The 20,356-nt window shown below is 67.4% G+C and carries 22 protein-coding genes; 13 read left to right on the forward strand and 9 right to left on the reverse strand.

What is annotated here, in order from left to right:
- The first annotated feature begins 6 nt into the window (after positions 1-6).
- Positions 7-615, forward strand: a complete 609-nt coding sequence (locus KPB06_RS14295; RefSeq protein WP_089464906.1) for a hypothetical protein — start codon at positions 7-9, stop codon at positions 613-615.
- Between the two features lie 107 nt (positions 616-722).
- A complete protein-coding gene (gene guaA / locus KPB06_RS14300) occupies positions 723-2,342 on the forward strand; it encodes a glutamine-hydrolyzing GMP synthase (RefSeq protein WP_059573715.1) in 1,620 nt (539 codons plus the stop codon).
- A 210-nt stretch (positions 2,343-2,552) separates the two neighbouring features.
- Here the strand turns inward: guaA and KPB06_RS14305 are convergent, their stop codons facing one another.
- The 9 genes from KPB06_RS14305 to KPB06_RS14345 all read right to left on the reverse strand — a co-directional run bounded on the left by KPB06_RS14305 (position 2,553) and on the right by KPB06_RS14345 (position 9,564).
- Positions 2,553-3,170, reverse strand: coding sequence for a 3'-5' exonuclease (locus KPB06_RS14305; RefSeq protein WP_059645438.1), 618 nt, complete (start codon positions 3,168-3,170; stop codon positions 2,553-2,555).
- 146 nt (positions 3,171-3,316) lie between these two features.
- Entirely contained in the window at positions 3,317-3,766 is a 450-nt protein-coding gene (locus KPB06_RS14310) for an acetyltransferase (protein ID WP_275906131.1), read from the reverse strand.
- A gap of 91 nt (positions 3,767-3,857) precedes the next feature.
- Positions 3,858-4,346 carry an NUDIX hydrolase gene (locus tag KPB06_RS14315; protein ID WP_275906132.1) on the reverse strand — a complete coding sequence of 163 codons (489 nt, stop codon included), beginning with the start codon at positions 4,344-4,346 and terminating at the stop codon, positions 3,858-3,860.
- A 49-nt stretch (positions 4,347-4,395) separates the two neighbouring features.
- Positions 4,396-5,340 (reverse strand): NAD(P)-dependent oxidoreductase, encoded by a 945-nt coding sequence (locus tag KPB06_RS14320; protein ID WP_124864138.1) that lies wholly within the window; start codon positions 5,338-5,340, stop codon positions 4,396-4,398.
- Between the two features lie 36 nt (positions 5,341-5,376).
- Positions 5,377-5,664, reverse strand: coding sequence for a gamma-butyrobetaine hydroxylase-like domain-containing protein (locus tag KPB06_RS14325; RefSeq protein WP_059573720.1), 288 nt, complete (start codon positions 5,662-5,664; stop codon positions 5,377-5,379).
- Complete coding sequence (locus KPB06_RS14330) at positions 5,661-6,665, reverse strand: HEAT repeat domain-containing protein (protein ID WP_275906133.1); 1,005 nt, start codon at positions 6,663-6,665, stop codon at positions 5,661-5,663. The genes KPB06_RS14325 and KPB06_RS14330 overlap by 4 nt, the downstream gene beginning before the upstream one ends.
- Before the next feature lie 135 nt (positions 6,666-6,800).
- The gene (locus KPB06_RS14335) at positions 6,801-7,046 is read right to left on the reverse strand and encodes a 4Fe-4S dicluster domain-containing protein (RefSeq protein WP_006490846.1); all 246 of its coding nucleotides are present in this window, start codon (positions 7,044-7,046) and stop codon (positions 6,801-6,803) included.
- 11 nt (positions 7,047-7,057) lie between these two features.
- Complete coding sequence (locus KPB06_RS14340; RefSeq protein ID WP_275906134.1) at positions 7,058-8,797, reverse strand: fumarate reductase/succinate dehydrogenase flavoprotein subunit; 1,740 nt, start codon at positions 8,795-8,797, stop codon at positions 7,058-7,060.
- On the reverse strand, positions 8,794-9,564 hold the full coding sequence (locus tag KPB06_RS14345; RefSeq protein ID WP_059573723.1) for a GntR family transcriptional regulator: 771 nt from the start codon (positions 9,562-9,564) through the stop codon (positions 8,794-8,796). The genes KPB06_RS14340 and KPB06_RS14345 overlap by 4 nt, the downstream gene beginning before the upstream one ends.
- A 319-nt stretch (positions 9,565-9,883) precedes the next feature.
- On the opposite strand from KPB06_RS14345, the gene KPB06_RS14350 reads away from it, so the two are divergent.
- The 11 genes from KPB06_RS14350 to KPB06_RS14400 all read left to right on the forward strand — a co-directional run bounded on the left by KPB06_RS14350 (position 9,884) and on the right by KPB06_RS14400 (position 20,291).
- Entirely contained in the window at positions 9,884-11,110 is a 1,227-nt protein-coding gene (locus KPB06_RS14350) for an MFS transporter (RefSeq protein WP_059573732.1), read from the forward strand.
- 275 nt (positions 11,111-11,385) lie between these two features.
- On the forward strand, positions 11,386-11,787 hold the full coding sequence (locus tag KPB06_RS14355; protein ID WP_012328731.1) for a DnaJ family domain-containing protein: 402 nt from the start codon (positions 11,386-11,388) through the stop codon (positions 11,785-11,787).
- 11 nt (positions 11,788-11,798) lie between these two features.
- On the forward strand, positions 11,799-12,389 hold the full coding sequence (tadA, locus tag KPB06_RS14360) for a tRNA adenosine(34) deaminase TadA (protein ID WP_373453007.1): 591 nt from the start codon (positions 11,799-11,801) through the stop codon (positions 12,387-12,389).
- Positions 12,390-12,491: 102 nt separating this feature from the next.
- A complete protein-coding gene (ldcA, locus tag KPB06_RS14365) occupies positions 12,492-13,430 on the forward strand; it encodes a muramoyltetrapeptide carboxypeptidase (RefSeq protein ID WP_059608799.1) in 939 nt (312 codons plus the stop codon).
- A 501-nt stretch (positions 13,431-13,931) separates the two neighbouring features.
- Positions 13,932-14,636: a GntR family transcriptional regulator gene (locus KPB06_RS14370; protein ID WP_059585145.1), complete on the forward strand. Its 705-nt coding sequence runs from the start codon at positions 13,932-13,934 to the stop codon at positions 14,634-14,636.
- A gap of 149 nt (positions 14,637-14,785) precedes the next feature.
- Complete coding sequence (locus KPB06_RS14375; protein ID WP_059585146.1) at positions 14,786-16,270, forward strand: NCS1 family nucleobase:cation symporter-1; 1,485 nt, start codon at positions 14,786-14,788, stop codon at positions 16,268-16,270.
- Between the two features lie 10 nt (positions 16,271-16,280).
- Positions 16,281-17,072 (forward strand): aspartate/glutamate racemase family protein, encoded by a 792-nt coding sequence (locus KPB06_RS14380; protein ID WP_059585147.1) that lies wholly within the window; start codon positions 16,281-16,283, stop codon positions 17,070-17,072.
- A gap of 149 nt (positions 17,073-17,221) precedes the next feature.
- The gene (gene puuE, locus KPB06_RS14385) at positions 17,222-18,175 is read left to right on the forward strand and encodes an allantoinase PuuE (protein ID WP_059585148.1); all 954 of its coding nucleotides are present in this window, start codon (positions 17,222-17,224) and stop codon (positions 18,173-18,175) included.
- Positions 18,172-18,693 (forward strand): 2-oxo-4-hydroxy-4-carboxy-5-ureidoimidazoline decarboxylase, encoded by a 522-nt coding sequence (gene uraD, locus KPB06_RS14390; protein ID WP_059585149.1) that lies wholly within the window; start codon positions 18,172-18,174, stop codon positions 18,691-18,693. The genes puuE and uraD overlap by 4 nt, the downstream gene beginning before the upstream one ends.
- A 75-nt stretch (positions 18,694-18,768) precedes the next feature.
- Positions 18,769-19,782: an allantoicase gene (gene alc / locus KPB06_RS14395; protein ID WP_275906135.1), complete on the forward strand. Its 1,014-nt coding sequence runs from the start codon at positions 18,769-18,771 to the stop codon at positions 19,780-19,782.
- Positions 19,779-20,291, forward strand: coding sequence for an ureidoglycolate lyase (locus KPB06_RS14400; RefSeq protein WP_275906136.1), 513 nt, complete (start codon positions 19,779-19,781; stop codon positions 20,289-20,291). Before alc ends, KPB06_RS14400 begins: the two co-directional genes overlap by 4 nt.
- Positions 20,292-20,356 lie beyond the last annotated feature (65 nt).

Genomic DNA, 20,356 nt, shown 5'->3' on the forward strand with positions numbered 1-20,356 from the left:
TCGCCGATGAAACCGCTGCTGCGAGCCGTGCTGATCGTCGATGCCGTACTGCTGCTGGCGTTCGGCGCGCTGTTCGTGCTGACGCCCTGGCAGGCGCTGTTCAATGCGCTGCAACTGGCGAACATCCAGCCCGCGATGCTCGGCCAGGCGTTCGGCATCGCGCTGCTCGGGCTCGCGTGGCTCGCGTTTCATGCGGCGTTCAACGGCGATCTCACGGCGCCCGTCGCGCGCCCGGTCGGCCACGTGTACTGGCTGACCGGCGTGCTGACGGTCGTGTGGTCGATCGGCACCGGCAGCGGGCCGGCGCTCGCGGCCGCCGGCCGGGTGCTGTCGGCCGTGGCCGGCGTCGCGCTGATCGTGCTCGGCCTCGGCGGCGTGCGGCTCGCATCGGCCGTGCGCCGGCGCGAAAGGGCCGACAAGGCGCAGGCGCTCGAGGGCCGCGATGCGAAGCGTCCGGTCGAACCGGCGCCGGCCTCCGTGGCGCAGCCGCGAGTCGAGCCGGTCGTCAGCCGTCCGGTGGCGCCTGCGGCGCCGGCCGCGGCTACCCCGTCGGCCGCATCCGACCGTGCGTCAGGCAGCGTCGCGTTCGACGCGCGCCCGCCGTCGCAGGATTGACCGGCGATGCGTCGCGCGAGCCGCCTGCCGCCCGACGCCGCTGTCCATGTTTTTGACGCAGCGCTCGATGCGCTGCTTTTCTTATTCTCTTCATCCCGTCCGCAGCCATGCACGACAAAATCCTGATTCTCGACTTCGGTTCGCAAGTCACCCAACTGATCGCGCGCCGCGTGCGCGAAGCGCACGTCTACTGCGAAATTCACCCGAACGACGTGTCCGACGACTTCGTCCGCGAGTTCGCGCCGAAGGCGGTGATCCTGTCGGGCAGCCACGCGAGCACGTATGAAGACCACCAGCTGCGTGCGCCGCAGGCCGTGTGGGATCTCGGCGTGCCGGTGCTCGGCATCTGCTACGGGATGCAGACGATGGCCGTGCAGCTCGGCGGCAAGGTCGAGTGGAGCGATCATCGCGAATTCGGTTACGCGGAAATGCGTGCGCACGGCCATACGCGCCTGCTCGACGGCATCGAGGATTTCACGACGGCCGAAGGCCACGGGATGCTGAAGGTCTGGATGAGCCACGGCGACAAGGTGGCCGAGTTGCCGCCGGGCTTCGCGCTGATGGCGTCGACGCCGAGCTGCCCGATCGCCGGCATGGCCGACGAGGCGCGCGGCTACTACGCGGTGCAGTTCCACCCGGAAGTCACGCACACGGTGAAGGGCCGGCAGATCATCGAACGCTTCGTGCTGCAGATCGCCGGCGCGAAGCCCGACTGGATCATGAAGAACCACATCGAGGAAGCCGTCGCGAAGATCCGCGAGCAGGTCGGTGACGAGGAAGTGATTCTCGGCCTGTCGGGCGGCGTCGATTCGAGCGTCGCGGCCGCGCTGATCCATCGTGCGATCGGCGATCAACTGACGTGCGTGTTCGTCGACCACGGCCTGCTGCGCCTGAACGAGGGCAAGATGGTGCTCGACATGTTCGAGGGCCGCCTGCATGCGAAGGTCGTGCACGTCGACGCGTCCGACCAGTTCCTCGGCCATCTGGCCGGCGTGACCGATCCGGAAGCGAAGCGCAAGATCATCGGCCGCGAGTTCGTCGAGGTGTTCCAGGCGGAAGCGAAGAAGCTGTCGAAGGCGAAGTGGCTCGCGCAGGGCACGATCTACCCGGACGTGGTCGAATCGGGCGGCACGAAGACGAAGAAGGCGACGACGATCAAGAGCCACCACAACGTCGGCGGCCTGCCGGAAACGCTCGGCCTGAAGCTGCTCGAACCGCTGCGCGACCTGTTCAAGGACGAAGTGCGCGAGCTGGGCGTCGCGCTCGGCCTGCCGCCGGAGATGGTGTACCGCCATCCGTTCCCGGGCCCGGGCCTCGGCGTGCGGATTCTCGGCGAAGTGAAGCGCGAGTACGCGGATCTGCTGCGCCGCGCGGACGCGATCTTCATCGAGGAACTGCGCGGCACGGTCGCGACCGCGCAGGATGCGGCGGCCGGCCTGTGCGGCGACGCCGACGTCGGCAAGAGCTGGTACGACCTGACGAGCCAGGCGTTCGCGGTGTTCCTGCCGGTGAAGTCGGTCGGCGTGATGGGCGATGGGCGGACGTATGACTATGTGACGTCGTTGCGGGCCGTGCAGACGACCGACTTCATGACCGCGCATTGGGCGCATCTGCCGTATGCGCTGCTCGGCCGCGCGTCGAACCGGATCATCAATGAAGTGCGCGGGATCAACCGGGTCGTGTACGACATCTCGGGGAAGCCGCCGGCGACGATTGAGTGGGAGTGAGCATTTCGGCTAAATCGGCGTTCGATTCCGCTTGTGTCGTGGCGCATCGCTTGATGTCGCGATAGTTCGCAAGCGGATGACCGATTCGGTTGGCTTGCTGCCCCGGCTCACGCAGGGGCAAGAAGCGGCCTGGCAATGGATTGCCAGGCCGTTTTGCGTTAACGCATGAAATCGGCGAGCGTGGCGTTTTCCGTTCCGGGACCGGATACGTCACACATGCGCCCGCCCGAGCGACCGCAGATACATCGGCACTTTCGCCTTGGTCGTCGCCTGAACGCGTGACATCAGCGCATGATCGATGCGATCCAGCCCATAAGTCCGCGAAATGTCCTGTTGCAACCGGCACCACAGATGGCCAGCCATCTCCGCATCGACCATCGCGCGGTGCGCACGGCCCGATTGCGGCAGCCGCAGCATCTCGGCCAGGCTCGACAGGCGGTGACTGCGCGCGTCCGGGTAGATCCGTCGCGCCACCAGCATCGTGCACGCAAATGCATGGTCGGCCGACATGCCGAGCATCCCGAGTTCCGACTGCCAGAAGCGTTTGTCGAAACCGGCGTTGTGGGCCACGACCGCATGCTGGCCGACGAACGCCGCCGCTTCCTTCATGACTTCGGAAGCCGGGGGCGCCGCCGCGATCATGTCGTTCGTGATGCCCGTGAGCGCGACGACGTCGGACGGGATGCGTCGGCCTGCATTCATCAAACTCTGGAAACGGTCGACGACCTGCCCGTCGCGCAGCAGGATGACGGCAATTTCGGTTGCACGGTCGCCCAGATTCGGCGACAGCCCGGTTGTTTCGAAGTCCAGTACCGCGACGGTTTGCATGGTTGAATTCGGGTGCTTCATTAGAGGATGTCGAGTGTGGCCGAGAGGGTAGCATCTTCGGGCGCGCGAACGGCGGGTTCGTCGAGCGGCGAGTGGGCAGGCTGCCGATTGACGATAATGAAAATCTCAGCCCGTCGGGATGATTTTCAGTCTCGACCGCCCCCGCGATAACGAAGATGAATCAGCGAATAAGGCCGCCCTTGTCCATCCAGCTCCGATCGCCCGCAGCGCTCGAATCCGAGCCGTTCATAGAATCGTGCCGCCGCTTCGTTCTGTTCGTTGACGTCGGTCGACAGGTCGGGATGGCGCTTGATCGCCTCTTCGACGAGCAGCCGCCCGATCCCCGCGCGATGGTGGGCGGGATCGACGAACAGCGCTTCCATGTGGCTGCCGTCGAGCAGCATGAAGCCGATCGGGCGATCGGTTTCGTCGACGGCCAGATCGAGCGGTGCGCCCGGCAGGAACGCGACGACTTCGGATTCGATCGCGCGACGATCGTCTTCGCTCAGGAAGTGATGCGTGGCATCGACGGCTTGGCGCCAGATATCAAGTACGCGTGTGCCGTCGGCCTCGGTGGATGGTCGGATTGTGATCATGGTCTGATGTGGGTGGTCCGGCGCTCGGCGGGTAGCCGGCTTAGTGACGGAGCGAACGCATCGCGATGATGCGCAAGCGACCGCGGAAGTGTTAGGCGGATGGCGGCCGCATGTTGTCCAGCACCGCCGCCCGCTCGATCGCCCGTCGCGCGACATCGCGCACGCCCGCGCTCATCGGCAAATCGTCGCGGTCGAGTTCGTCGAGGCCGAACCAGCGCGCGTCGAGCGCGTCGTCGCCGGCGGCTGGCGTGCCGCGCAGCCATCTGCACAGCACCGCGACCATGATGAAATGCTGGCGCACGGCGCCGTGCGCATCGTAATCGAACGCGTCCAGCGCGGTAAAGGCGTCGAGCGCCTCCACGTCGATCGTCGTTTCTTCCGCGATCTCGCGCACGACCGCCTCGGCAAGCGGCTCGCCGGGCTCGATCTTGCCGCCGGGGAAGCCCCAGCAGCCGGCATCGGGCGGGTTCGCGCGGCGCACGAGCAGCACGTCGCGTTCGCGCAGCACGATGCCGATCACGGCGGGAACGGGGCGCAACGGTGCAGCGTTGCCGGTTGCGGACGTGCCGGTTGCGGACATGGTTGTGCCTACCTGCCGCTGCGAACGAATAGGTGAGTGTGCACGCCGCTCATCGCATGTCCCCGGTACGCCGTTCGATCGCGCGGATCACGGCGACCATATCGGCCGCGCCATGTCCGGCCTGTTCGGTTTCGCCGTAAAGCGCATGGCAGATGTCGAGCAGCGGCGACGCGATGCCGATGCCGCGCGCGGACTCGGCGACGAGGCGCGCGTTTTTCAGCACGTCGCTGATCGCGGCCTGCACCGAGAAATCTTGCGTGACGAACTTGCCGAGCTTCACGCGCGACACGTCGCTCGCCATCGGGCCGGCATTCAGCACGTCGGCGAAGCGCGTGAGGTCGATGCCGTGACGTTGCGCGAAGTGCGTGGCTTCGGCGAGACCGGTGACCATCGTGATCAGGAACAGGTTGACGGCGAGCTTCATCGTCAGCGCTGCCGGCACGTAGCCGCACACGAAGCTGTCGCGGCACAGCGGCTTCACGAGCGTGCGGATGGCATCGACATCGTCCGGCGCGCCGGCCAGCATCACGACGAGCTGACCGGCTTCGGCCGGCTTGCGCGAGCCCGATACCGGCGCCTCGACGTAGCGGCCCGACGCGGCGGCGATGTCGTCGGCGAGCGCGCGAGAATACTCGGGCGCATTCGTGCCCATGTTGACGATCGTGTGTCCACCGACCCGCGCGGCAAAAGCACGTGTGCCGCGGGCGAGAGCGGCATCGATGGCCGCGTCGTTCGCGAGCATCAGGATCACGGTGCGGCAGGACGCGAATACGTCGTCGATGCCGTCGGCCACCTGTGCGCCGGCGTCGCGCAGTGCATCGTCGCTGCCGTGCGAACGACTCCACACGACGAGCGGCGTGCCGGCCCGCGCGAGATTGAGCGCCATCGGCGTGCCCATCACGCCGAGGCCGATGAATCCGACTGCGGTTTGCATGATGCTGCTCCCACGGTGAGTGATGCGATCGTGGGCGTCAGTATCGCAGCGTTTGCGCATGCCTGCCATCCGGCCCGCGCGACCGCGGCAGCCGGGTCATCGCCGCGACGCGATCTCCGCCAGGTACGGCCACGGATAGATGCCGCGTGCATGGCCGTCGCCGAACAGGAAGCGCACGCCGTAGCCGAGCGCTTCCACGCCGTCCAACGTCAGGCTGGCCCGCGCGTCGATATGGCCGCCATCGAAGCGGATTCTCCGGCATTGCGCACACGGGCAATCGCCGCGCAACCGCGCATAGCCGATGCGTTGCGTGACGCCGCCGGGCCAGTGCAACGTCAGTGCATGCGCGGGGTGATCGAGTGCAATTTCGGTCGGCGCGATCATCGCGACGCCTCGTCGATCTGTCCGATCGCGATCCGTGCGGCCTTGCGTACTTCGGGGTCGCGATCGTCGAGTGCGCCGTGCAGCGCCGGCAGCGTTTCCCGGTTGCGCAATTCGCCGAGCGCGAGTGCGGCTTCCTTGCGCAGATTGCTGATCGCATGCGAGAGCAGCGCGACGACGGCCGATGCCGCGGCCGCATCGCGCAATTGGCCGAGTGCGCGGACGGCGCGCACGCGCACTTGCCAGTAATCGTCGTCGAGCGCGGCGACGAGCGGGTCGCGCGCAACGGCGGCGCGCAGCTTGCCGAGCGTGGCAGCGGCTTCCTCGCGTACCTGCCATGCGGCGTCGCGCAGCGCGGCGAGCAATGCGGTGACGACGGCCGCATCGCTCGCCGAAGCAAATCCGATTGCGCCGACCGCGGCGCGCCGCACGTCCACATCGGTGTCCGTGGTCGCGACGCGCGCGAGCGGCGGCAGCGCGCGGCCGTCCTTGAGCCAGCCGAGCACGACGACCGCCTCGGCGCGGACGTCCGCATCGCTTGCATCGAGCGCGCGCAGCGCCGGCGCGAACGCATCGGGGTCGCGCAACTCGCGCAAGCCGCGCAGCACGGCGGCGCGCACGAACGGCTCGGGCCGGTCGGCCCAGCGGCACAGCACGGCGCCCGATGCCGCGCTCTTCAGTTCGGACAGGCTTTGCGCGGCGGTCGCGCGCACGCCGCCGTCCGGATCGAGCAGCGCGTGGCACAGCGCGTCGACGACATCGGGCTGCTCCCACGCGTCGAGCACGCGTGCAGCCTCGCGGCGCACATCGGCCGACGCATCGTCGCGCAGCGCCGCGACGAACGACGGCACGAGTTCGGGCGCTTCGAGGTCGGCGAGTTCGAGCAGCGCGATGCGGCGCACCGATGCATCGGCTGCGGCGAGGCGCGCGACGAGCACGGCGTGATCGGCGTGATCGCCGGCCGGCACGCCCGGCAGCGGAAAAGCGGAGGAAGAAGCGGTCATGGATAAAGTCGGTGCGGTGAACGGGCCGGCATGCGTACTGATGCGACGTTCGCGCAATAGCGCGAGACAGCGGCGCTCGATGTCGACGGAGGCCGGCTCGGTCGTGCCGTCGCCGGTGCGGGGCCGCGCGCCGTGTCAGCGCAGCAGGTAAGGGATGTCGACCTTGACCGCGCCGGTCGGGCAATCGCGTTCGCACGGCATGCAGTACCAGCATTCGTCGAACTGCATGTAGGCCTTGCCCTTGGTGACGTCGATCGCGAGCAGGTCGAGCGGGCATACGTCGACGCACACGGTGCAGCCCTTGTCGGCGATGCACAGCGACTCGTCGATCGTCACGGGCGCGCTGCTGCGCTGGAAGATGTCGTGCGGGGTATGCGGCATGGCAAGGCTCCTCAAAGGGCGGCCGCGAGCGCGGCCGGTTCGCGGATGCGCAATTGCGCGTAGGCGCCGCGTTCGTCGTCGGCAAGCGGCACGACGTACGGCTCGACCGGCCGCTTCTCGCTGCGCATCGCGCCTGCGGCATCCTTGCGCAGCCAGGTGTGGCAGAACCATTCGGCATCGTTGCGATGCGGAAAATCGACGCGATGGTGGTACAGGCCCCAGCGGCTTTCGGTGCGGAACAGCGATGCACGTGCGGCCATTTCCGCGCAGTCGCGGATCGCGCGCACTTCGGCCGCGCGCATCAGCTCGTGCGGATGGTTTGCTTTGATCTCTTCGATATCCTCGGTAATGGCGTCAAAGCGTTGCAGCCCGATTTCCATCTTGCGCGTCACCTTCGGCGGTTGCAGGTAGTCGTTCACCATGCGGCGCAGCTTGTACTCGACCTGCGCCGGCGCGAGGCCGCGCTCGCGCATCAGCGGTGCGAGCACGCGGGTGCGCTCGGCGTCGACCTGTTCGTCGTCCACCGGCGCATGGTCGCGGCCGGCCACGTAATCGGCCGCGTTCTGCCCGGCGAACCAGCCGTACGTAAACGCCCCGAGCATGTAGTTGTGCGGGACGGCCGCCATGTCGCCCGCTGCGTAAAGCCCCGGCACGGTCGTCTCCGCGCGTGCATTCACGTACACGCCGGATGCGCTGTGGCCGCTGCAGAAGCCGATTTCGGAGATGTGCATCTCGACCATCTGGCGGCGGTAGTCGGTGCCGCGCCCCGCATGGAAGCGGCCGCGGCTCGGCCGTTCGTTCGTGTGCAGGATCTGCTCGATGGTTTGGATCGTTTCTTCCGCGAGATGGTCGAGCTTCAGGAATACCGGGCCGTTGCCGCTTTGCAGTTCCTGGTAGAACTCCCACATCATCTGGCCGCTCCAGTAGTCGCATTCGATGAAGCGTTCGCCCTTGCCGTTCGCGGTGAATCCGCCAAGGGGCCCCGTCACGTACGCGCACGCCGGGCCGTTGTAGTCCTTGATCAGCGGATTGATCTGGAAGCATTCGAGATTCGCGAGCGCCGCGCCCGCGTGATAGGCCATCGCGTAGCCGTCGCCCGCGTTGGTCGGGTTCTCGTACGTGCCCATCAGGTAGCCCGATGCCGGCAGGCCCAGGCGGCCGGCCGCGCCGCAGCACAGGATCACGGCCTTCGCGCGGATCGCGTGGAACTCGGCGGTGCGGCAGTCGAAGCCGAGCACGCCGCTCGCGCGGCCCTGCGCGTCGGTCAGCACGCGCGTCGCGACGATCCGGTTCGTGATCGCGATGCGCGCGCGCTTCAGTTGCCGGTACAGCACCTTCTTGATGTCGTGTCCTTCCGGCATCGGCAGCACGTACGAGCCCATGTGGTGGACCTTCTTCACCGCGTAGTCGCCGGTGCCGTCCTTCTCGAACTTCACGCCCCAGCGGTCGAGCTGCTCGATCGTCGTGAAGCTGTGCGCCGCGTACGCGTACACGGCTGCTTGATCGACGATCCCGTCGTTGGCGATCGTGATCTCGCGCGTGTACTGCTCGGGCGTCGCATGGCCGGGAATCACCGCGTTGTTCAGGCCGTCCATCCCCATCGAGATCGCGCCGCTGCGTTTGACATTGGCCTTCTCGAGCAGCAGCACGCGCAGCGACGGATCGCGCTCCTTCGCCTTGATGGCCGCCATCGGCCCGGCCGTGCCGCCGCCGACCACGACGATGTCGTATTCGTGCACATGGGTGTTCATCGTGGGTTCCTTGCAGGTTTGCGCGCCTTCTGCCGGTCGACGCGCAACCGGTACTGGAAGGCGTCGCCGCGGAAGTACAGGTGTTCGTAGTCGATCGGCGCCCCCGACGCGTCGTGCGTGAGGCGCTCGATGCGCAGCACGGGGCTGCTTTCCTCGACGTGCAGCGCGTCGACGATGTCGTCGTCGGCGAGGATCGCGTCGATCGACACGTCGGCGTGGCCGAGCGGGATGCCGCAGTCGTTCTCCAGGATCAGGAAGATGTCGCGGGTCGCGAGATCGGCGCCCGCGAGCCGCTTGCCGAGCGCCTCCGGCACCCAGGTCTGTTCGAGCGACACGGGTTCGCGGTTCAGCAGCCGCACGCGATGGATCTCGACGAGCGGCGCGCCTTCCGGCACGTTCAGCTTCGTCGCGAGATGGCGATCGGCCTTCACGGTGCGCAGGCTGCGCAACTGGTTGACGATCTCGTAGCCCATCGACGACATCGCCTCGGCGAACCCTTGCAGCGACGTCACGTTCTGGAAGGCCTTCGGCTTCGACACGAACGTGCCCTTGCCGTGCAGCTTGAACAGCAGGCCTTCCTTCTGCAGGTCGCCGAGCGCCTGGCGCACCGTGATGCGGCTGACGTCGAACATCGCGCAGAGTTCGTGCTCGGACGGCATCCGGCTGTGCGGCGCATAGGTGCCGTCGAGAATGCGCGCGCGCAGCGTGTCCTTGATCTGCACGTAGAGCGGGGCCGCTGACAGCGGCACGACGTTGGGTGGGGGCATCGGTCAACTTGTTATGACAAGATGAGGCGAGTGTAGCCAGCGCAAGGGCGCGCCCCAACCAAGCATTTCTGATTTCGATTTCCCGTGGCGGAAAAAGGGGGCGGCGGCAGGCGGCGGCGCGAGCGGGTGAACCGACCCTTGCGAGCCGAGCGGGATCGCCGACAATAAAAGGCGTGGCCCGATGCGCGCCGCATGTCGATTCCCGGATGCGTCGCCCGTCGTATCGATATCGACCGGGCAGTGCGCCGCGCCATGCGGCCGGCACCCCGGTTTTCCGCGAATGGCGCAACGAACGAGGAGAGACCCCATGACACGCCACATGCCGGATTCCCGATACCGCTGGGTCATTGTCGCCGCGGGCGGCCTGATGGGGTGCGTCGCGATCGGCGCGATGTTTTCGTTGCCGGTGTTCCTGCGGTCCATCGCGCACGATACGGGCTGGTCGATGACCGGCATTTCCGCGGCGATGACGCTCGGCTTCATCGCGATGGCGTTTGCGAGCATGGCGTGGGGCAGCCTGTCGGACCGCGTCGGCACGCGGCCCGTCGTCATCGCGGGGGCCGTGCTGTTGTCGGCCAGCCTGGCGCTCGCGAGCCGCGCGCCATCGCTGCTGGTGTTCCAGCTCACCTTCGGGCTGGCCGTCGGCAGCGCGACGGCCGCGATATTCGCACCGATGATGGCGTGCGTGACCGGCTGGTTCGACACGCACCGCAGCCTTGCGGTGTCGCTCGTGTCGGCCGGCATGGGAATGGCGCCGATGACGATGGCGCCGCTGGCCGCGTGGCTCGTGTCGGTGCGAGACTGGCGCACGTCGATGCTGCTGATCGCCGTGCTGGCGGCCGTCGTGATGATTCCGGTGTCGCTGCTGGTGCGCCGGGCGCCCGCGCTCGAGCACGCGCCCGCGCAGGCGGCGGCCGAGTCGGCGCCTGCCGGCGCGCCGGCCCCGACGATGTCGGTCGCGGATGCGCTGCGCTCGCCGCAGTTCATGGTGCTAGTGCTGACCAACTTCTTCTGTTGCGCGACGCATTCGGGCCCGATCTTCCATACGGTCAGCTATGCGGTGACCTGCGGGATTCCGCTGATCGTCGCCGTGTCGATCTACAGCGTCGAAGGGCTGGCCGGCATGGGCGGCCGGATCGCGTTCGGGATACTCGGCGACCGCCTCGGCGCCAAGCGCATGCTGGTCGCCGGACTGCTCGCGCAGGCGTTCGGCGCGCTCGGCTACTACTTCGTGCGCACGCTCGACGGCTTCTACGCGGTCGCGACGCTGTTCGGCTTCATCTATGCGGGCGTGATGCCGCTGTATTCGGTGCTCGCGCGCGAGAATTTCCCGCTGCGCATGATGGGCACGGTGATCGGCGGCTGCGCGATGGCCGGCAGCCTCGGGATGGCCGCGGGCCCGGTGGCCGGCGGGCTGATCGTCGATGCGCTCGGCAGCTACGGCTGGCTGTACCTCGGCTCGTTCGCGATCGGGATCGGCGCGTTCCTGATCGCGACGCTGTTCCGCCCGTTCGCGAAAGCGCGACAGGAAACGGTGGCTGCGTAATCGGGCGGGGAGTGGGGCGCCTCGCGTTTTCGCCGGGCGCGCTGTGGCCACCTTCCTGGCGCGGATAAAAAATGGCTCGGACATCGCGCCCGTTCGGACGCGGTCGAACGGCGCTCGGCCTGCTGCGGCGCAGCAGCGCGGCAAGTGGCTGCGATCGGCGCGCATGCGCTGCGATTCGGCCCCTAAAAGCACAATATCGAGCATGTATTCGAAGGGCCTGTCATACCGGCGTCACCCTGATAGAATTCGGCCTGCCGCATTGTTCCGATTGACTGATGAGATTGCTTGACGCTCTGGTCGAACAACGTATTGCCGCCGCCGCCGCGCGGGGCGAGTTCGACGATTTGCCGGGTACCGGCGCGCCGCAGGCGCTGGATGACGACCTGCTCGTGCCCGAGGAGGTGCGGGTGGCTAACCGTATCCTGAAGAATGCGGGCTTCGTGCCGCCGGCCGTCGAACAACTGCGCGCGCTGCGCAACCTGCACGACGAGGTGCAGGCGGTCAGCGACCGCGCCGCGCGCTGCCGGCTGCAAGCGAAGATCCTCGCGCTCGACATGGCGCTCGAATCGCTGCGCGGCGGCCCGATGGTGATGCCGCGCGACTACTGCCGGCGTATCGCGGAACGCCTGTGCGAGCGCGGGCTCGACGAAGCGCCCGCCGAAGCGGGGCCGATGTGACGTCCGGCGCGCTGCCCGACGCAGCCCCTGCTGGCCTTGCGGCAGCCGCCTCGGGTGCCGAACCCGCCGCCGATTCTCCCGTTCTGGAAGCCGCGCCCATCTCGGCGCGCGATCTGCATTTCATGCGTCTTGCGCAGGCCGCCGCCGAAGAGGCGCGCGCGGCCGGCGAAGTGCCGGTCGGCGCGGTGCTCGTGCGCGGCGACGAAGTGATCGCGCGCGGCTTCAACCATCCGATCGGCGGGCACGACCCGTCCGCGCATGCCGAAATGGCCGCGCTGCGCATGGCCGCGCAGCACCTGCGGAATTACCGGATGCCCGGCTGCGAGCTGTATGTGACGCTCGAGCCGTGCCTGATGTGTGCGGGCGCGATCATGCATGCCCGCATCGCGCGGGTCGTCTATGGCGCGGCCGACCCGAAGACGGGCGCGTGCGGCAGCGTGATCGACGCATTCGCGAATCCGCAACTGAACCACCATACCGAAGTGACGGGCGGCGTGCTCGCCGACGAATGCGGCGCCGCGCTGAAGTCGTTCTTCGCCGAGCGCCGACGCGCGCTGCGCGAAGCACGGCTTGCCCGCGACGCCGAATCCGGCGCGTCATAGGCGCGTCGCCGCCGCGCCCGTCGTTGTGGGCGCGCATGGTTTCGTGAACCGCCCACGGTTCGGACCCTCTAAGCAGGTTTGACGACCCCGACACCTTTCGCCATGTCCTTCCAGCCCGCCGCGTCCTACACCATTCGCCTGCTGGCGCCGTCCGGCTATCCGCACGACCCCGACGCGATCAACCGCGCGCTCGAGCGCCTGAGCACCGCGCAGCAGCGCATCGAGAACATCGAGGCGACGCAGCGCCGCTTCCAGCGTTTCGGCGGCACCGACGGCGAGCGGGCAGGCGACCTGAACCGCCTCGCCGATCCCGCACGGCCGTTGCCGGACATCGGGCTCGCGGTGCGCGGCGGCTACGGCGCCGCGCGCATCCTGCACGGGCTCGACTATCGCGGGCTCGAACGCCGGCTGCGCGACCAGCCGGTCGCGCTCGTCGGTCACAGCGACTTCACGGCGATCCAGTTGGCGCTGTACGCGAAGGCGCGCATCAAGACGTTCGGCGGCCCGATGCTGTCGGCCGATTTCGGCGCGGAAACGCCGAGCGACTTCACGATGCAGCATTTCTGGCAGACGCTGACGCAGCCGAGCACGACGATCGTGGCCGACGCCCCGCAGGTGCAGGCGGTGAACGTGACGGGCACGCTGTGGGGCGGCAACCTCGCGATCCTCACGTCGCTGGTCGGCACGCCATACATGCCCGACATCGAGGGCGGCATCCTGTTCATCGAAGACGTCAACGAGCAGCCATTCCGGATCGAGCGGATGATCTATCAACTGCACCTGTCGGGGCTGCTCGCGCGGCAGCAGGCGCTCGTGCTCGGCCAGTTCACCGGTGCGCGGCCGTTCGAGTACGACAACGGCTACGACATGCAGGCGATGATCGACCAGGTACGGGCGGTGGTCGGGATTCCGGTCGTCACGGGGCTCCAGTTCGGCCATGTGCCCGACCTGTTGACGCTGCCGTTCGGCGCACAGGCGCAACTGGTCGCGAATGCGCACGGGTTCCGGCTCACGCTGTCGGACTATCCGCATCTCGGCTGACGCCGGCGATGCCGGCGCGATCGATCGAAAGGCGGGTTTTGAACTGACCCCGCAAAGTTGGACAGTTAAAGGCTAGGCGCCCAAGGGCTGAGTCCTGTATTGCACGGGACTCAGCCCTTTCAACTTGAGCCAACGATGCGTTGCTTGAACTGCTCGTTGTACTTCGTCATGAAAAACACCCCAAAGGTTGGACGGGTGTCCAACTTTTGGGGTGCAGTTCATTTCCCGCCTTTTTCTTTATGCAAATGCGCAACTAACCGTCGATATTTTTCATTGACGCCGACCTGAGTTTCGCCCGGTTTTGCACCATTTTTGTCAACAAAATCGGCGGAAGGGTATACGACGAGAAGGGCCTCCGTCTTGCCTGTGAGGCTTGATATGCATGGATTTCGTGCGCGTTGCACCGAATGCAGGCACGCCGGCGCACGCCGATTGTGCGAAATCCTTCAAAAGAATTGTTGACAATCTTTGTGTCCACTCTAGGATGAGGACCATCACACGATGCCGATCATGAACGAGCCCGATTCCCCTCCGTCCGGTGCGGCCAGCCCTGACGCGATCGCCGAGCGGATCCGCACCGCGATCCTCGAGCATCGGCTCGCGCCCGGCGCGAAGCTCACGGAGGCGCAGCTCTGCGACGTGTTCGGCGTGAAGCGCGGAACGATCCGCCAGGCGCTCGCGCAGCTCGCGACCGACAAGCTGGTCGAGCTCGAGCCGAACCGCGGCGCGTTCGTCGCGAGCCCGACGCTGCAGGACGTGCACGAAGTGTTCGAGATGCGCCGGATCATCGAGCTGGCCGTGGTCGAGCGGCTCGCGACCGGCCCCGGCGCCAGGCGGCTGAAGGGCGTCGCCGCGCTGATCGACAAGGAACGCAAGGCGTTCGAGCGGCACGACTTCGCGGCGTGGATCCGGCTGTCGGGCGAATTCCATACGGCGCTTGCCGCGCTGATGGGCAATGCGACGCTCAGCGAGTGCCTCGAAGGGCTCGTCGCACGCTCGACGCTGATGTCGGCGCTGTACGAATCGCACGGGCGCAGCCCGTGCTCGTGCGACGACCACGACGAGATCCTCGCCGCGCTGGAGGCGGGCGATCCGAAGCAGGCGGTGACGCTGATGGCGCGCCACCTGCAGCATGTCGAACTGAAGATGCTGGACCGGCCCGCGCAAGGGCAGGTCGATTTGCGCGAAGTGTTCGGCGGCGCCTGAGCGGCGACGCGAACACGGCCGCGCGCCACAGAACGAGCGAAATGCAGGCCCGCGGCGTTTGCCGCGGGCCGCTGGTCCGACTCCGGGCGACGATCCGGGGCGATATCGATGACGGTGGAGCGGCCTTGCGGCCGCGTCAAGGAGAAGTCATGGCTCAGTTCAGTGTGGCGCACGACAGCGCCTATCCGGCGGAAGAAGGCAGCGAGGGCGGTGGTCCGGCACTGCCGGATGGTTACAGCGAACGTCTGTACAACGAAGATTTGGCACCCCTTAAAAATCAGACGTGGGGTGCGTACAACATCTTCGCGTTCTGGATGTCGGACGTCCACAGCGTCGGCGGTTACGTGTTCGCGGGCAGCCTGTTCGCGCTCGGGCTGACGAGCTGGCAGGTGCTGATCGCGCTGATCGTCGGCATCGGCCTCGTGAACGCGCTGTGCAACTTGATCGCGCGGCCGAGCCAGCAGATCGGCGTGCCGTATCCGGTCGCGTGCCGCGCGACGTTCGGCGTGCTCGGCGCGAACGTGCCGGCCGTGATCCGCGGGTTGATCGCGATCGCGTGGTACGGGATCCAGACGTATCTGGCGTCGAGCGCGCTCGTGATCGTCGTGCTGAAATTCTTCCCGCAATGGCTGCCGTACGCGGACGTCCATCGCTACGGCTTTCTCGGGCTGTCGGCGGTCGGCTGGGCCGGCTTCATGCTGCTGTGGGTGCTCCAGGCGTTCGTGTTCTGGAACGGGATGGAGACGATCAAGAAGTTCATCGATTTCGCGGGCCCGGCCGTCTACGTCGTGATGTTCATCCTCGCCGGCTACATGGTGTGGCGCGCGGGCTGGCGCAACATCGGCATCAACCTCGGCGGCGTCAAGTATCACGGCGCGGAAGTGATTCCGGTGATGATCACCGCCGTGTCGCTCGTCGTGTCGTACTTCTCCGGGCCGATGCTGAACTTCGGCGATTTCTCGCGCTACTGCCGCTCGTTCGGCGACGTGAAGCGCGGCAATTTCTGGGGGCTGCCGGTCAACTTCCTCGCGTTCTCGCTCGTCACGGTGATCACCACCGCCGCGACGCTGCCGGTGTTCGGCCAGCTCATCACGGACCCGGTCGAGACGGTCGGCCGCATCGACCATCCGACCGCGGTGATCCTGGGCGCGCTGACGTTCACGATCGCGACGATCGGCATCAACATCGTCGCGAACTTCGTGTCGCCCGCGTTCGATTTCTCGAACGTCGCGCCGCGCCTGATCAGCTGGCGCGCGGGCGGGATGCTCGCCGCCGTCGCGTCGATCTTCATCACGCCGTGGAACCTGTTCAACAACCCGGCCGTGATCCACTACACGCTCGACGTGCTTGGCGCGTTCATCGGCCCGCTGTACGGCGTGCTGATCGCCGACTTCTACCTCGTCAAGCGCGGCCGCCTCGTGCGCGACGACCTGTACACGATGTCGGAAAGCGGCGCCTACTGGTATACGGGCGGCGTGAATCGCCGCGCGCTTGCCGCGCTGCTGCCGGCCGCGGTGATCGCGGTCGCCTGCGTGATGGTGCCGGGTTGGGAGGGCGTCGCGAATTTCTCGTGGTTCATCGGCGCGGGGCTCGGCTTCGTGTTCTACCGGATGCTCGCGAGTGCGAAGGCGTAAGGAGCGGGCGATGAAGATCCGACTGATCAATCCGAATACGACGCAGCGGATGACCGACGCGATGGGCCGCTGCGCGCGCGAGGTCGCGGCCGCCGGCACGGAGATCGTGGCCGTGAGCCCGCCGATGGGTCCGCCGTCGATCGAAGGGTATTACGACGAGGCGCTCGCGACGCCGGGGCTGCTTGCCGAGATCGCGCAAGGCGAGCGCGACGGTTGCGACGCGTACGTGATCGCGTGTTTCGGCGATCCGGGCCTGTATGCGGCGCGTGAGCTCGCGCGCGGGCCGGTGATCGGCATCGCCGAGGCCGCGATGCATGCGGCGAGTGTGCTGGCGCCGGGATTTTCGGTCGTGACGACGCTCGCGCGCACCTGCGGGATGGCGTGGCACCTCGCGGAACGCTACGGGATGAAGCGGTTCTGCCGCAACGTGCGCGCGACCGACGTCGCGGTGCTCGAACTCGACCGGCCCGGCTCGGCCGCGCGCCGGATCATCGCCGACGAATGCCGGCGCGCGCTCGACGAGGACGGCGCCGACGCGATCGTGCTCGGCTGCGCGGGCATGGCCGAATTCGCGCACGAGATCGAGCAGCAGATCGGCGCGCCGGTGGTCGAGGGCGTCACGGCGGCCGTGAAGTGGGCCGAGGCGCTCGTCGCGCTGCGCCTCGCGACCGCGAAGCGCGGCGACTACGCGCGCCCGCTGCCGAAGCGCTACGACGGCGCGTTCGCCCGCTTCAGCCCGCCGGATGGCGAAGCGGCGGAGCCGGGCCCGAATTTGCCGCAACCGCACATACACACCGTCTGACACGCACTATCTGCGCCGCTGTATGGGCGCGTATGAGCGTTTTCGCTACACTGGGCCGTCATCGCATCGGCTCGTGCGGCCGGCCTCGGGCGCCGTGCAGCCGATGCGAACCCATTACTTCAGCAAGGCTTTCGCCGCACCTCGAACCCATGCCACTCGATCCCAATTATCCTCGCGACCTGATCGGCTACGGCCGCCATCCCGTGCAGGCGAACTGGCCGGGGCGCGCCCGCGTCGCCGTGCAATTCGTGCTGAACTACGAGGAGGGCGGCGAGAACTGCGTGCTGCACGGCGATCCGGGCTCCGAGCAGTTCCTGTCCGAAATCGTCGGCGCGGCCGCGTACCCGGACCGCCACATGAGCATGGAGTCGATCTACGAATACGGGTCGCGGGCCGGCGTGTGGCGCATCCTGCGCGAGTTCGAGAAGCGCGGATTGCCGCTGACGGTATTCGGCGTCGGCATGGCGATCGAGCGTCATCCGGAGCTTGCGCGCGCATTCGTCGAGCTCGGCCATGAAATCGCGTGCCACGGCTGGCGCTGGATCCACTACCAGAGCATGACGCCGGAGCTCGAAGCCGAGCACATGCGCCTCGGGATGGAGGCGATCGAGCGCGTGACGGGCGAGCGTCCGCTCGGCTGGTATACGGGCCGCGACAGCCCCAATACGCACCGCCTGGTCGCCGAATACGGCGGCTTCCTGTACGACTCCGACAACTACGGCGACGACCTGCCGTTCTGGATGGACGTCGAGGTGTCGGGCGGCCGCACGTCGCCGCAACTGATCGTGCCGTACACGCTCGACACGAACGACATGCGTTTCGCGACGCCGCAGGGCTTCAACACCGGCGACCACTTCTTCCAGTACCTGCGCGACGCCTTCGACGTGCTGTACGCGGAGGGCGACGAGGCGCCGAAGATGCTGTCGATCGGCATGCACTGCCGGCTACTCGGCCGGCCGGGCCGGTTCCGCGGGCTGCAGCGTTTTCTCGACCACATCGAGCAGCACGATCGCGTATGGGTGACGCGCCGTGTCGATATCGCGCGTCACTGGCGTGAACATCATCCGTATCAGCCCAATCATCGAAACGAAGGGAAAGCATGAAGGCGATGCGTTACACGTTGGAGCAACTGAACACGATGGCGCCCGGCGCATTCGTCGCGGCGCTGTCGGGCATCTTCGAACATTCGCCGTGGGTGGCCGAGGTCGCCGCGGGCAAGCGGCCGTTCGCGAGCATCGACGCGCTGCACGAGACGATGTCGGATGCGGTGGAAACCGGTGGCGAAGCGCGCCAGCTCGCCCTGATCAACGCCCACCCGGAGCTGGCCGGCAAGGCCGCCGTGCGCGGCGAGCTGACGGCCGAGTCGACCCGCGAGCAGAGCGGCGCGGGCCTCGACCAGTGCACGCAGGAAGAATTCGACAAGCTGCTGACGCTGAACCGCACGTATCGCGAGAAATTCGGCTTCCCGTTCATCCTCGCGGTGCGCGGCTATGACCGCCACGGCATCATCGCGAACTTCGAGTCGCGCGTGAATCATTCGCGCGACGAGGAGCTGCGCGCGAGCCTCGACCAGATCTACCGGATCGCGCGCTTTCGCCTCGACGACCTGATCGACGCCTGACGTCGACGCCTGACCCCGCACTCTGGGCCGCCGCGTCGCGGCGGCCCGATCGCTTCACTGAAACAAGGAAACATCATGGCTGTTCCGCTTCTCGATCCGAACGCACCCGATTTCACGCGGCGCTACGTGAACCTTGCCGACCCGCGTCTCGGTGCGCAGGCGCTCGAGGCCAGCGACGATTTCTTCGCGCCGAAGGAGCGAATGCTGAACCCCGAGCCGGCCGTCTTCATTCCCGGCAAGTACGACGATCACGGCAAGTGGATGGACGGCTGGGAAACGCGCCGCAAGCGTACGACCGGCTACGACTGGTGCATCGTCAAGCTCGCGCGGCCGGGCGTGATCAAGGGCTTCGACATCGACACGAGCCACTTCACCGGCAACTTTCCGCCGGCCGCGTCGATCGAGGCCGCGTTCGTGGCCGACGGCGCGCCGACGCAGGCGACCGACTGGGTCGAGATCGTGCCGTCGACGACGCTGCAGGGCAACAGCCACCACTACGTCGAAGCGAGCGACGCGCGTGCGTTCACGCACCTGCGCGTGAACATCTACCCGGACGGCGGCATCGCGCGCCTGCGCGTGTACGGCCAGCCGCGGCTCGACTGGGCCGGCGCGAGCGCGACCGAGCAGTTCGATCTCGCGGCGATGGAAAACGGCGGCTACGTGGTGGCCGCGAACAACCAGCACTTCGGCGTCGCGTCGAACCTGCTGCTGCCGGGCCGCGGCGTGAACATGGGCGACGGCTGGGAAACCCGCCGCCGCCGCGAACCGGGCAACGACTGGGCGATCATCGCGCTCGCGCAGCCGGGCGTGATCCGCAAGATCGAAGTCGATACCGCGTTCTTCAAGGGCAACTACCCGGACCGCTGCTCGATCCAGGCCGCGTACGTGTCGGGCGGCACCGACAGCTCGCTGATCACGCAGTCGATGTTCTGGCCGGTGCTGCTCGGCGAGCAGAAGCTGCAGATGGACAAGCAGCACTACTTCGAACATGAGATCGCGTCGCTCGGCCCGGTCACGCACGTGCGGCTGAACACCATTCCGGACGGCGGCGTGTCGCGCCTGCGCCTGTGGGGGACGCTCGACAAATGAAGACGCTTGCCATCGAACCGCTGACCAGGGAAACCTTCGCGCCGTTCGGCGACGTGATCGAAACGGAAGGGGCGAAGCAGATCCCGATCAACCTCGGCACGACGATCCGCTTTCACGATCTCGCGAAAGTCGACGTGGCCGACGAAGGCGGCCGCCCGCTCGTCAACCTGTTTCGCGGCCAGCCGCGCACGCTGCCGTTCGAAGTGAAGATGCTGGAGCGGCACCCGCTCGGCAGTCAGGCGTTCGTGCCGCTGAACGACCGGCCGTATCTCGTCGTCGTCGCGCCGGCGGGCGATCTCGATCCGGCGAAGATCCGCGCGTTCGTCACGAGCGGCTGGCAGGGCGTGAACTACGCGAAGGGCGTGTGGCATCACCCGCTGATCGCGCTCGGCGGCGTCAGCGACTTCATCGTCGTCGATCGTGGCGGCGACGGCCTGAACCTGAACGAGCAGGATCTGCCGGAATCGCTGTGGCTCACCGACGACGCGCTGCATGCGTTGACGGCCTGAGTCGGGCCGATCGTCCGTCGATCGAAACCCGCGCGATTCGCGCGGGTTTTTTCATGCGCGTCGTT

The sequence above is a fragment of the Burkholderia semiarida genome, from assembly GCF_029268935.1.
Taxonomy (GTDB): domain Bacteria; phylum Pseudomonadota; class Gammaproteobacteria; order Burkholderiales; family Burkholderiaceae; genus Burkholderia; species Burkholderia semiarida.

Bases quoted from the DNA above. Each gene is read 5' to 3' on its own strand.
- KPB06_RS14295 (WP_089464906.1), top strand. From the start codon at position 7: ATGAAACCGCTGCTGCGAGCCGTGCTGATCGTCGATGCCGTACTGCTG.
- guaA (WP_059573715.1), top strand. From the start codon at position 723: ATGCACGACAAAATCCTGATTCTCGACTTCGGTTCGCAAGTCACCCAA.
- KPB06_RS14305 (WP_059645438.1), bottom strand. From the start codon at position 3,170: ATGCAAACCGTCGCGGTACTGGACTTCGAAACAACCGGGCTGTCGCCG.
- KPB06_RS14310 (WP_275906131.1), bottom strand. From the start codon at position 3,766: ATGATCACAATCCGACCATCCACCGAGGCCGACGGCACACGCGTACTT.
- KPB06_RS14315 (WP_275906132.1), bottom strand. From the start codon at position 4,346: ATGTCCGCAACCGGCACGTCCGCAACCGGCAACGCTGCACCGTTGCGC.
- KPB06_RS14320 (WP_124864138.1), bottom strand. From the start codon at position 5,340: ATGCGCAAACGCTGCGATACTGACGCCCACGATCGCATCACTCACCGT.
- KPB06_RS14325 (WP_059573720.1), bottom strand. From the start codon at position 5,664: ATGATCGCGCCGACCGAAATTGCACTCGATCACCCCGCGCATGCACTG.
- KPB06_RS14330 (WP_275906133.1), bottom strand. From the start codon at position 6,665: ATGACCGCTTCTTCCTCCGCTTTTCCGCTGCCGGGCGTGCCGGCCGGC.
- KPB06_RS14335 (WP_006490846.1), bottom strand. From the start codon at position 7,046: ATGCCGCATACCCCGCACGACATCTTCCAGCGCAGCAGCGCGCCCGTG.
- KPB06_RS14340 (WP_275906134.1), bottom strand. From the start codon at position 8,797: ATGAACACCCATGTGCACGAATACGACATCGTCGTGGTCGGCGGCGGC.
- KPB06_RS14345 (WP_059573723.1), bottom strand. From the start codon at position 9,564: ATGCCCCCACCCAACGTCGTGCCGCTGTCAGCGGCCCCGCTCTACGTG.
- KPB06_RS14350 (WP_059573732.1), top strand. From the start codon at position 9,884: ATGCCGGATTCCCGATACCGCTGGGTCATTGTCGCCGCGGGCGGCCTG.
- KPB06_RS14355 (WP_012328731.1), top strand. From the start codon at position 11,386: ATGAGATTGCTTGACGCTCTGGTCGAACAACGTATTGCCGCCGCCGCC.
- ldcA (WP_059608799.1), top strand. From the start codon at position 12,492: ATGTCCTTCCAGCCCGCCGCGTCCTACACCATTCGCCTGCTGGCGCCG.
- KPB06_RS14370 (WP_059585145.1), top strand. From the start codon at position 13,932: ATGCCGATCATGAACGAGCCCGATTCCCCTCCGTCCGGTGCGGCCAGC.
- KPB06_RS14375 (WP_059585146.1), top strand. From the start codon at position 14,786: ATGGCTCAGTTCAGTGTGGCGCACGACAGCGCCTATCCGGCGGAAGAA.
- KPB06_RS14380 (WP_059585147.1), top strand. From the start codon at position 16,281: ATGAAGATCCGACTGATCAATCCGAATACGACGCAGCGGATGACCGAC.
- puuE (WP_059585148.1), top strand. From the start codon at position 17,222: ATGCCACTCGATCCCAATTATCCTCGCGACCTGATCGGCTACGGCCGC.
- uraD (WP_059585149.1), top strand. From the start codon at position 18,172: ATGAAGGCGATGCGTTACACGTTGGAGCAACTGAACACGATGGCGCCC.
- alc (WP_275906135.1), top strand. From the start codon at position 18,769: ATGGCTGTTCCGCTTCTCGATCCGAACGCACCCGATTTCACGCGGCGC.
- KPB06_RS14400 (WP_275906136.1), top strand. From the start codon at position 19,779: ATGAAGACGCTTGCCATCGAACCGCTGACCAGGGAAACCTTCGCGCCG.